The organism is Sphaerisporangium corydalis, from assembly GCF_025506355.1.
GTDB lineage: Bacteria > Actinomycetota > Actinomycetes > Streptosporangiales > Streptosporangiaceae > Sphaerisporangium > Sphaerisporangium corydalis.
The window spans coordinates 47,086-58,340 of record NZ_JANZYP010000067.1; the positions used below are offsets into that span (position 1 = coordinate 47,086).

Annotated in this window: 8 protein-coding genes; 3 read left to right on the forward strand and 5 right to left on the reverse strand. The window is 69.9% G+C overall.

Translation table 11 applies throughout. The features are described 5' to 3' along the window. Window positions 1-6: 6 nt before the first annotated feature. Together NYZ98_RS33680 and NYZ98_RS33685 are read right to left on the reverse strand one after the other, a co-directional pair. On the reverse strand, window positions 7-1,005 hold the full coding sequence (locus tag NYZ98_RS33680) for an inorganic phosphate transporter (RefSeq protein WP_262847845.1): 999 nt from the start codon (window positions 1,003-1,005) through the stop codon (window positions 7-9). Beyond that, window positions 1,006-1,623, reverse strand: coding sequence for a DUF47 domain-containing protein (locus NYZ98_RS33685; RefSeq protein ID WP_262847847.1), 618 nt, complete (start codon window positions 1,621-1,623; stop codon window positions 1,006-1,008). 212 nt (window positions 1,624-1,835) lie between these two features. Between NYZ98_RS33685 and NYZ98_RS33690 the strand changes: the two genes are divergently transcribed. Next, window positions 1,836-2,555 (forward strand): winged helix-turn-helix transcriptional regulator, encoded by a 720-nt coding sequence (locus tag NYZ98_RS33690; RefSeq protein ID WP_262847837.1) that lies wholly within the window; start codon window positions 1,836-1,838, stop codon window positions 2,553-2,555. A 132-nt stretch (window positions 2,556-2,687) separates the two neighbouring features. Here the strand turns inward: NYZ98_RS33690 and NYZ98_RS33695 are convergent, their stop codons facing one another. Then, window positions 2,688-4,400 (reverse strand): bifunctional metallophosphatase/5'-nucleotidase, encoded by a 1,713-nt coding sequence (locus tag NYZ98_RS33695; protein WP_262847839.1) that lies wholly within the window; start codon window positions 4,398-4,400, stop codon window positions 2,688-2,690. Between the two features lie 100 nt (window positions 4,401-4,500). On the opposite strand from NYZ98_RS33695, the gene mshD reads away from it, so the two are divergent. Together mshD and NYZ98_RS33705 are read left to right on the forward strand one after the other, a co-directional pair. Continuing rightward, window positions 4,501-5,424 (forward strand): mycothiol synthase, encoded by a 924-nt coding sequence (gene mshD, locus NYZ98_RS33700; RefSeq protein WP_262847841.1) that lies wholly within the window; start codon window positions 4,501-4,503, stop codon window positions 5,422-5,424. 108 nt (window positions 5,425-5,532) lie between these two features. After that, window positions 5,533-9,393 (forward strand): tetratricopeptide repeat protein, encoded by a 3,861-nt coding sequence (locus NYZ98_RS33705; RefSeq protein WP_262847843.1) that lies wholly within the window; start codon window positions 5,533-5,535, stop codon window positions 9,391-9,393. Window positions 9,394-9,446: 53 nt separating this feature from the next. Here NYZ98_RS33705 and NYZ98_RS33710 read toward each other — a convergent pair whose 3' ends face one another. Both NYZ98_RS33710 and NYZ98_RS33715 read right to left on the reverse strand, forming a co-directional pair. Next, the gene (locus NYZ98_RS33710) at window positions 9,447-10,445 is read right to left on the reverse strand and encodes an inorganic phosphate transporter (protein ID WP_262847845.1); all 999 of its coding nucleotides are present in this window, start codon (window positions 10,443-10,445) and stop codon (window positions 9,447-9,449) included. Continuing rightward, on the reverse strand, window positions 10,446-11,063 hold the full coding sequence (locus tag NYZ98_RS33715; protein ID WP_262847847.1) for a DUF47 domain-containing protein: 618 nt from the start codon (window positions 11,061-11,063) through the stop codon (window positions 10,446-10,448). Window positions 11,064-11,255: the final 192 nt, after the last annotated feature.

An 11,255-nucleotide genomic window follows, 5' to 3' on the forward strand; every position in this document is an offset into this window, starting at 1 on the left:
CTCCGGCTACTCGATCACCCAATGCAGGAAAAAGTAGGACACGGCCGCCACCAGGGCCGCGGCCGGGATCGTCAGCACCCACGCGGTGACGATGTTGCCCGCCACCCCCCACCGGACCGCGGACAGACGCTTGGTCGCGCCGACGCCCATGATCGCGCTGGTGATGGTGTGGGTCGTGGAGATCGGCGCCTTCGCCGCGATGGCCATCGTGTACAGGACGATCGAGGCCGCCGTCTCCGCGGCGAACCCCTGCGCCGGAGTGAGGTGGATGATCCGCCGCCCCAGCGTCCGCATGATGCGCCAGCCACCGGAGTACGTGCCCAGCGAGATCGCCGCGGCGGCGGCCAGGATGACCCACTGCGGGATCGGGTCCTTGGCCGCCACGTAACCGCCCGTGTAGAGCGCGAGGAAGATCACGCCCATCGTCTTCTGGGCGTCCTGGAGGCCGTGACCCAGCGCCATCGCGGCGGCGGAGACCGTCTGGGCGTACCGGAAGTTCTTGCCGGCCCGGTGCGGGTTGGCCCTGCGGAAGATCCACAGGATCGCGATCATGATGATGGCGCCCAGCAGAAAGCCCACGATCGGGGACAGGACCATCGGGATGACGACCTTCTCCAGCACCCCGCTCCAGTGGATCGTGCTGGACGCCGCGAGAGCCGACCCGACGAGCCCGCCGATCAGCCCGTGGCTGCTCGACGAGGGCAGGCCGAAGTACCACGTGATGAGGTTCCACGTGATCGCGCCGATCAGGCCGGCGCCCACGATGACCAGGCCGTGCGATCCGGTCGGCGGATCGATGATGCCGGTGCCGACCGTCCTTGCCACCTCGGTGCTGATGTGCGCGCCGACGAAGTTCATGGCCGCGGCCATGAACAACGCGGCCCGGGGCGTGAGAGCGCGGGTCGAGACCGAGGTCGCGATCGCGTTGGCGGCGTCATGGAAGCCGTTGGTGTAGTCGAAGACCAGGGCTATGGCGATGACGCCGATGACAAGTGCGAGCTCCACTTAGCTTTCCTTGACCGCGATCGACTCGATCGTGTTCGCCACGTGCTCGAACGCGTCCGCGGCCATCTCGAGCTGGTCGATGACCTCCTTCATCTTCATCACGGTCAGAGCGTCGTACTCACCGCCGAAGAGCTTGGCGAGCAGACGCCGGTAGACCTGGTCGGCCTGGTTCTCCAGGCGGTTGATCTCGATCCAGTACTCGTTGAGGTTGCTCATCGACCGCAGCCTCGGCATGGCCTCGGCGGTCAGCTCCGCGGCCCGCTCCAGCACCTCCACCTGACGGACCACCTCCTTGGGGAGATGGTCGATCTTGTAGAGGCCGATGAGGTCGGCGGCGGCCTCCATGTAGTCCATCACGTCGTCGAGATTCGACGCGAGACGATAGATGTCCTCGCGGTCGAAGGGCGTGATGAAGCTCTCGTTGAGCCGATTCATGATCGCGTGAGTACGCTCGTCGCCCGCGTGCTCGCAGGCGCGCATCTTCTCGGCCAGGGCTTCCCTGTCCGACCCGTCGCTGATGATCTCTACCAGCAGGCGGGATGCGGTGACGAGGTTGTTCGCCGAGTCGGCGAACAAGTCGTAATAGCTGTCCTCACGAGGCGTGAGACGCAGGCGCACGTCGTTCTCCAGATGTGCGGGGACGGTCCGCAGAGAAGAGTAAGGGGTACCGGCTGAAATGCGAAGTTCGTGACTAGCACTCCCTCTTGTAACTTTCCGTTCGCTTCCTCGCTGCCCTCCGTTCGCCCGATGACACCGATACATCGCACCCCCACCCCCCACCGTTCCACCCCACCCCCAGCCCCGGGTCAGCCTCTTGATTAGGAGGTGCTGTGAGTAACCTGCTCCTGCTCACCAACGCTCTGGAACCCTCGGCGGAGGTGCTGCCCGCCCTCGGGTTGCTTCTCCACTCGGTCCGGGTCGCCCCCGCGGAGGCGTCGGCACTGATCGACGCACCACCCGCCGACGCTGTGCTGGTGGACGCGCGGAGGGAGCTGGTGCACGCCAAGAGCCTCTCCCGTCTCCTTCGTACTACCGGCATCGACTGCCCGCTCATGGTGATCGTCACCGAGGGCGGCCTGGCCGCGATGACCGCCGAGTGGGGGGCCGACGACGTCCTCCTCGACACGGCGGGACCGGCGGAGGTCGAGGCCCGGCTCCGGCTGGCCGTCGGCAGGCTGTCGATCGCCGCCACCGAAGAGGTGCCGGACGAGATCCGCAGCGGCGACCTGTCGATCGACGAGGCCACCTACACCGCCCGGCTCCGCACCCGGGCGCTCGACCTGACGTTCAAGGAGTTCGAGCTCCTGAAGTACCTCGCGCAGCACCCCGGCCGGGTCTTCACCCGCGCCCAGCTGCTGCAGGAGGTATGGGGATACGACTACTTCGGTGGCACCCGCACCGTCGACGTCCACGTGCGGCGCCTGCGCGCCAAGCTGGGCGCCGAGTACGAGTCCCTGATCGGCACCGTGCGCAACGTTGGGTACCGCTTCGTACCCGACCGCGGCGGCGAGCAGATCGAGGACCGCGAGCCCGCTCCCGCCCGCCGATAGACACCGTGAACGCGTGACCTGGACGCTGTGAACGCTTGACGCCGTGAACGCGTGACGCCCGGCGCCGTCCTCGACGACGCCGGGCGTTTCGCTGCCGGGTGATCCCCGGTGACCGCGCTCGCGGTCCCGGGGCTAGCCGGTGACCGTGATGCGGTTGATCGCCGGCGGGGCGATCGGCGAGTGCGCCCCGAAGTAGGCGACGAACGCGTCGATGTCCAGCGGGCCGCTCCACAGGCCCGTGCCCTCGCGGAAGACGGTGAAACCGTCACCGCCGCCGACCAGGAAGTTGTTGGCCGCGACCCGGATCTCCTGTGCGTCGGTGACCGGCGTCCCGTTGATCTTGATGTCCGAGATCCGCGAGCCGATCGGCTGCGAGAGGTTCATCGAGTAGGTCAGCGACGCGGACGGCTGCAGGATGCGCACCAGCGCGCCGCCGTTCTGCCACTGCTGCTCCAGGAGCGCGTCGAGCCTGGCCCCGGTCAGCGTCACGACCTGCATGAGGTTGTTGAACGGCTGCACGGTGAAGGCCTCGCCGTAGGTGACGACGCCGTTGCCCTCCGACCCGCTCTGCGCGTACGTCAGGTCGGCGCGGACCCCGCCCGGGTTCATCAGCGCGATCTCGGCGTTTCCGCCGGTCCTGGTGCCTTCGAGCTGCGCGTCGGCGATCAGGTCACCGAGTGCGGTCTCCCCCGACGGCCCCGCGGCCCTGCCGATGTCGGCGGTGATGGAGCCGATGGCCTTGTTGGCGACCGTGGCGACCCGGTCCTTCCAGGTCTGGACGAACTGCGTGATCTCCGGGTCGGGGGTGACGTCCCGGGTGACAACGTGGTTGTCGGCCGCGACCGAGGACCGGACGACCTCGCCGGTCTTCTTGTCCACCTTGAAGTCGACCGTCGTCAGCACGCGGCCGAACGAGGAACCCTGGGTGTAGAACCGGTCCTGGCCGGCCGGGTCCTGGGTCTTGCAGATGTAGGCCTGGTGGGAGTGGCCCATGACGACCAGGTCGACGTCCGCGCTGAGGCCCTGGGCGATCCGGGTGCCCGCGCCCGGGGTGACCGGGCAGGCGTCCGGGCTCTGGTTCGGGGCGATCTGGTCACCCTCGTGGACCATGGCCACGATGGCCTTCACCCCGGCCAGCCGCAGGAGCCGCGCCGCGCGGTTGCCCGCCTCGACCTCCTCGGTGAACTTCAGGCCCGCGATGCCGGAGGCGGTGACGATCGACGGCGTGGTCTGCGTGACCAGGCCGATGAAGCCGACCTTGACCCCGTTGACCACCTTGACGGCGACCGGCGGCAGCACGTAGTGGTCGTTGTTCTCCTTGAGCACGTTGGCCGCGAGGTACTCGTACTTCGCGCCACGCCACCGGCCGGCCGGGGAACAGCCGTCGACGGGGTGGCAGCCGCCGTTCTGGATGCGCTTGAGCTCGCTGATGCCCTCGTCGAACTCGTGGTTGCCGACCGAGGACACCTTCAGGCCGAGCTTGCCCAGCAGCTCGACGGTCGGCTCGTCGTGGTAAGCGGCGGAGATCAGCGGCGAGGCGCCGATCAGGTCACCGGCGGCCACGACGACGCTGTCCCGGTTGACCAGGGACTTGAGGTGGGTCGCCAGGTAGGCGGCGCCGCCCGCAGGCACCGACACCCCGCTCTCGTCGACGATCGCGCCGCCGGAGCCGGTCGGGGGCTCCAGGTTGCCGTGGAAGTCGTTGATGGACACCAGCCGTACGGGCACCGTCTGGGGAGGCTTGGGGGGTTTCGGGTGCGCCGACGCGGTACCGGCGGTGAAAGCGAGACCGGTCGCCGCGACGATTCCGGCGACCGCGATCCGCATGAACGATCGAGAGGTCATAACCCACGAGGTTAGAGACGGAAGCCAAGCATAAAACGACCCAGAGGTAACGATTTACCCCGCTAGTTAGTGGCGTTTTCTGCCAGATTAGAGTTCCAGCATGAATGCCCGCGTGGACATCAGGGAACGCCTCGGCGACCAGGAGGTGGCCGACGTGGCCGCCCTGACCGCCGCGGCCGCCGAAGCCGACTCCATCAGCCCGCTCAACGAGCAGGTGATGCTCCACCTGCGCCACGGAGGCGGCGACGGGACCAAGGCCCTGTTGCTCTACCAGGATGACACGCTGGCGGGCTTCGCGCACGTCGGGGCGGACGGCGAGGAGGGGCCGAGCGGCGAGCTGGTCGTCCACCCGGGCCACCGGGGCCAGGGCCTCGGCCGCCTGCTCGCCGAGGCGGCGCTCGCCGAGAGCGGCGGCCGGCTCCGTCTGTGGGCGCACGGCGACCGCCCCGAGGCGGCCCGGCTGGGCGCCGCGCTGGGCTTCACCCGGGCCCGGTCGCTCTGGCAGATGCGCCGGCCTACGGCCGACCCCCTGCCCCCCGCGAAGCTGCCCGACGGGGTGCGGCTGCGCGCGTTCGAGCCGGGCGCGGACGAGGAGGCGTGGCTCGCCGTGAACGCCCGTGCGTTCGCCCACCACCCTGAGCAGGGCTCATGGACCATGGACGACCTCACGCTGCGCGAGCGGGAGCCGTGGTTCGACCCCTCCGGCTTCTTCCTCGCCGTGCGCGAGACCGCCGGGGAGGGGGCCCGGCTCGCGGGCTTCCACTGGACCAAGGTGCACGCCGACGGCGGCCCCGAGCTGTCCCACGCGCCGATCGGCGAGGTGTACGTCGTGGGGGTCGACCCCTCCGAGCAGGGCACCGGCCTCGGCCGGGCGCTCACACTGGCCGGCCTGGACCACCTGCGGTCCGCCGGCCTGGACCAGGTGATGCTGTACGTCGACGAGGACAATCCCTCGGCCATCCATCTTTACCAATCTTTCGGCTTCACCAGGTGGAAGGTCGATGTGATGTATCGGCACGGCTAATAGGTATGTCAATTGACACATCCCACCCTTAAGCGAACAGTCACGCTGTAAGCGCGCGCACACCCCAGCGCGTGCCGCCCCGCGCCGACAAGCACAGCGAGGCACAACGTGACCAACCTCCACCCCGGGGGACCAGGAACGTTCTGGTCCCTGCTCGGCCAGATCGAACGCGAATCCCTGCACGCCATCGGATGGGTCCGCGAGTTCGCCCCCCGCGAGACCCTCGGCGACAGGGACGCCCTGCCCGGCAGCGTCACCGTCCTGCTCGACGGCTACGCCAAAGAGGTGTACGGCACCGCCGCCGGCGACGAGTCGCTCATCGAGATCTTCGGGCCAGGGCACCTGGAAGGGGAACTCGCCCTGTGGGACTGGCCCTACCGGGGACGCATCGAGACCCTGACCGCCGTGCGGGCCTTACAGGTGCCCAAGGACCGGTTCGTCAACTTCCTCGCCGAGGAGCTGTCCGCCGGCGCCGCCCTGATGAAGGGCCTCGGCCACCGCCGCGTCCTCGTGGCCCGCCGCCGCGCCCCCGGCCCCGGCGTACGCGCGCCCGCCCGCATCGCGCTGCACCTGATCGAGCTGGCTCTGCGCTTCGGCCGCCCGTCCGGCACGGGCGTGACGATCGGGCCGCCGCTCACCCAGACCGACCTGGCGAGCTTCGCCGGCGTCGACCGGGTCGCGGTCGCGCGCGCCTTCCACGTATGGCGGCCCAAAGGCCCTCACGCCACCTGCGCCCACGCGCACGCCGACCTCCTCGAACAGCGCGGCACCACGATCACGGTGAAGGACATGGACGCCCTGCGCGCCGCCGCAGGGCCCTGGGCCGCTGAATGGGACCCGGCGCCGTTCACCCCGAGCGGCACCCCCGGCAGGGCCGCGGGCAAACGGCAGGTCCCCGCGATCAGGATCCCCGCCACCGGCACCGGCGCCGCCCAGCTCCCCCCGGTCGTCCCGTGCTTCACCGGCAGGAAGGCCGCGCTCCAGGACCTCAACGCCCTGGCCTCGGCCGCCGACCGCCCGCGCGCAGTGATCGTCGAGGGCATGGCCGGGGTCGGCAAGTCCGCCCTGGCCACCTACTGGGGCCACTCGGTGAAGGACGAGCACTTCAGCGGCGGCCAGCTCTACCTCGACCTGCGCGGCGTGCGCAACCGGTCCCTCACCGTCGCCGAGGCCGTCGGGCAGCTCCTGCGCGGCCTCGGCGTCAGCGGGCACCAGATGCCCGTGGACGAGAGCGACCTCGTGGCCGCCTACCAGCGCAGGCTCGCTGACCGCCGCCTGTTGATCGTCGTCGAGAACGCGGGCGAGAGCCCCGACCTCATCCGGGCCCTGATGCCGCCGTCCAACCGCTGTCTCCTGCTGGTCACCACCCAGGCCAGGCTCGCGGGACGTCCCGGCCTCACCCCGGCCGACGGCGTCGAACCGCTGCCCCTGGACGTCATGGCGGAGGAGGAGGCCGTCCAGCTCATGGCCGCCGTACTCGGGCCCGGCGACTCCCGGGTCCGCGAGAACCCCTCCGACGCCACCCGGCTCGTACGGCAGTGCTCCATGCTGCCGCTGGCGCTGAGGATCACCGCGGCCAAACTGGTGGAGAACCCGGCCGAGCAGATCGCTGACACGGTCCGCGAGCTGGACGGGCAGGACCGGCTGTCCAAACTGGCCCAGGAGGACGAGCCCCGCGCGGCGGTGCGGCCCGCGTTCGAGGTGTCCTACCGCGCGCTGCCGCCCGGGCTGCGGCGCGCCTTCCGGTACCTCGGGCTGATGACCGGCCCGGATCTCGGCGTCGAGTCCTGCGCGGCGCTGCTGGACGAGACGGTCCCCGCCACTCTGCGCCACCTGCGTGCCCTCGACCGCCTGCACCTGGTCGCGGCCGTGGGTGGTGTCGGGTCGGGGGACGGTGTCGGGTCGGGGGACGATTCGGACAATGGGCGTTCTCCGGACGGCAAGGCGGAGCGCTTCATGGTGCACGACCTGCTCGCGGTCTTCGCCAGGGAGCGCATGCTGCTGGAGGACGGCGAGGCCGACCGCACCGGAGCCGTACGGCGCCTGCTGACCCACTACCTGGCCACCGCCATGCGGGCCGGCGACGCCCTCGGACGCAACCGGCGCCTCCTGCACGCCCGCGCCGTACCCCCGCCGTCCACCTCCGGCGCCGACCGCGAACGGCACCTGACCTGGTTCGAGAGCGAGCGCCGCAACCTGGTCGCCACCGCCCACCAGGCCGCCAGGCACGGCCTGCACTCCTACGCATTCAACCTCGCCGACGCGGTGTACGACTTCATGACCTCACGCGGCTACGTCAGGGACGTCATCGACGTGCACAAGGCCGGGCTGGCGTCCGCGCAGGCGGTGGACGAATGGCCCGCCACCGCCCAGATGCTGCACCACCTCGCCATCGCCCACCGCAGCATCGGCCAGAACGTCAAGGCGCTCAGCTACGGCGAGGACGCCCGGTGGGGCTTCAAACGGCTCGGCGACAGCCTCGGCGAGGCCAACGCCCTGGACAACCTGGCCGACGTCCGCGGAGTCCTCGGCCGCTACCGGCTCGCGATCGAGCACTCCGAGGAGTCCCTGCGCCTGCACCGCCTGGCCGGCAACAGGGCGGGCGAGGCCGAGGCGCTGGACACGATCTCGCAGAACCTGCGCCGGCTCGGCGAGTACGTCAGCGCCGAGGACCACGCCCTGCGTGCGCTGAGCATCCGCCGGGCGATCAAGGACGGCGCCGGCGAGGCCGAGACCCTGCTCAACCTGGCCCGCCTGCACTACTTCTGGGGCGACCCGAAAAAGGCCGTCATGCGAGGGCTGGAGGCACTGTCCCTGCGCATCGACCTGGCCGGGCCCGCCGGGCTCGCCGACGAGCCCCAGTCCGCCGACCCGTACCGCGAGCTGGCCCGCATTCACCGCCAGCTCGGGCTGCGTGGCCTGGCCCGCCGCGACGCCGAGCAGGCGCTGCGCGTCTCCCGGGCCAGCGGCGACCGGCACGGCGAAGGCGAGACCCTCACCATCCTCGGCAAGCTGCTGCGCGACGACGGCGCCCACGCCGAGGCCCTGTCCCGCATCTGGCACGCCGTACGGCTCGCGCACGAGATCGGCCACAAGCGCGGCGAGGCCGAGGCGCGCGCGGCCATCGGCGTCGTGTACTTCAAGCTCGGCCGGTACGCCGAGTCGCGCGAGCACCTCAACCTCGCCCTGGAGATCCGCAGGGAGATCGCCGACCGGGCCGGCGAGGCCCAGGACCTGGAGAACCTCTCCCGGACCATGCGGCGTCTCGCCCGCTACGAGGACGCGCTCCAGCACGGCCTGGAGGCGCTCAAGCTCTGGCGGGAGCTCGACGTCCCGACGGGCGAGGCCCGCACCCTCGGCGGGCTCGCCCGCACGTACGCCCGGCTGGGGCTCCAGCGGGACGCGCTCCGCGCGGCGGAGACGTCGCTGTCCATCAGGGAACGCCACGGGGACGGCATGGGCATCGGCCTGGACACCATGGCCCGCATTCTGCTGCGCATGGGCAGGCCCGAGCAGGCCCTCGACAAGGCCGTACAGGCCATCCGGGCCATCCGCGAGATCGGCGACCGGCAGTACGAAGGGTCCGCGATCAACAACCTGGCGCGGATCCTGCTGGCCATGGACCGCCCCGACGAGTCCGAGCGGTACGCCAGGGAGTCACTGGAGATCGTCAGGGACGCGGGCGACCTGCGGGAACAGGCGGCGTGCCGGCACACGCTCGGGCTGATCGCGCAGCACCGCGGCGACCACGCGGGGGCGCTGCGCGACCTCGACGAGAACCTCCGCCTGCACCGCGAGACCGGCAACCACTCCGGCCAGGTGGAGGCGCTGAGGGCCCTGCGCCTGTCGCACGAGGCGGTCGGGAACGTCCGCGAGATGCGGGAGTGCGAGCAGCGCATCCAGAACATCCAGCGATGGCTCGGCGGCTCCTTCGGCGGTCCCGTCGACGGTTCCTTCGGCGGCGCCTGAGGCTCGGTGGTCTCCGGCCTGGTCTCCGGCCTGGTCTCCGGCTTGGTCTCCGGCTACTCGATCACCCAATGCAGGAAAAAGTAGGACACGGCCGCCACCAGGGCCGCGGCCGGGATCGTCAGCACCCACGCGGTGACGATGTTGCCCGCCACCCCCCACCGGACCGCGGACAGACGCTTGGTCGCGCCGACGCCCATGATCGCGCTGGTGATGGTGTGGGTCGTGGAGATCGGCGCCTTCGCCGCGATGGCCATCGTGTACAGGACGATCGAGGCCGCCGTCTCCGCGGCGAACCCCTGCGCCGGAGTGAGGTGGATGATCCGCCGCCCCAGCGTCCGCATGATGCGCCAGCCACCGGAGTACGTGCCCAGCGAGATCGCCGCGGCGGCGGCCAGGATGACCCACTGCGGGATCGGGTCCTTGGCCGCCACGTAACCGCCCGTGTAGAGCGCGAGGAAGATCACGCCCATCGTCTTCTGGGCGTCCTGGAGGCCGTGACCCAGCGCCATCGCGGCGGCGGAGACCGTCTGGGCGTACCGGAAGTTCTTGCCGGCCCGGTGCGGGTTGGCCCTGCGGAAGATCCACAGGATCGCGATCATGATGATGGCGCCCAGCAGAAAGCCCACGATCGGGGACAGGACCATCGGGATGACGACCTTCTCCAGCACCCCGCTCCAGTGGATCGTGCTGGACGCCGCGAGAGCCGACCCGACGAGCCCGCCGATCAGCCCGTGGCTGCTCGACGAGGGCAGGCCGAAGTACCACGTGATGAGGTTCCACGTGATCGCGCCGATCAGGCCGGCGCCCACGATGACCAGGCCGTGCGATCCGGTCGGCGGATCGATGATGCCGGTGCCGACCGTCCTTGCCACCTCGGTGCTGATGTGCGCGCCGACGAAGTTCATGGCCGCGGCCATGAACAACGCGGCCCGGGGCGTGAGAGCGCGGGTCGAGACCGAGGTCGCGATCGCGTTGGCGGCGTCATGGAAGCCGTTGGTGTAGTCGAAGACCAGGGCTATGGCGATGACGCCGATGACAAGTGCGAGCTCCACTTAGCTTTCCTTGACCGCGATCGACTCGATCGTGTTCGCCACGTGCTCGAACGCGTCCGCGGCCATCTCGAGCTGGTCGATGACCTCCTTCATCTTCATCACGGTCAGAGCGTCGTACTCACCGCCGAAGAGCTTGGCGAGCAGACGCCGGTAGACCTGGTCGGCCTGGTTCTCCAGGCGGTTGATCTCGATCCAGTACTCGTTGAGGTTGCTCATCGACCGCAGCCTCGGCATGGCCTCGGCGGTCAGCTCCGCGGCCCGCTCCAGCACCTCCACCTGACGGACCACCTCCTTGGGGAGATGGTCGATCTTGTAGAGGCCGATGAGGTCGGCGGCGGCCTCCATGTAGTCCATCACGTCGTCGAGATTCGACGCGAGACGATAGATGTCCTCGCGGTCGAAGGGCGTGATGAAGCTCTCGTTGAGCCGATTCATGATCGCGTGAGTACGCTCGTCGCCCGCGTGCTCGCAGGCGCGCATCTTCTCGGCCAGGGCTTCCCTGTCCGACCCGTCGCTGATGATCTCTACCAGCAGGCGGGATGCGGTGACGAGGTTGTTCGCCGAGTCGGCGAACAAGTCGTAATAGCTGTCCTCACGAGGCGTGAGACGCAGGCGCACGTCGTTCTCCAGATGTGCGGGGACGGTCCGCAGAGAAGAGTAAGGGGTACCGGCTGAAATGCGAAGTTCGTGACTAGCACTCCCTCTTGTAACTTTCCGTTCGCTTCCTCGCTGCCCTCCGTTCGCCCGATGACACCGATACATCGCACCCCCACCCCCCACCGTTCCACCCCACCCCCAGCCGCTCCCCCC

Bases quoted from the DNA above. Each gene is read 5' to 3' on its own strand.
- mshD (WP_262847841.1), top strand. From the start codon at position 4,501: ATGAATGCCCGCGTGGACATCAGGGAACGCCTCGGCGACCAGGAGGTG.
- NYZ98_RS33695 (WP_262847839.1), bottom strand. From the start codon at position 4,400: ATGACCTCTCGATCGTTCATGCGGATCGCGGTCGCCGGAATCGTCGCG.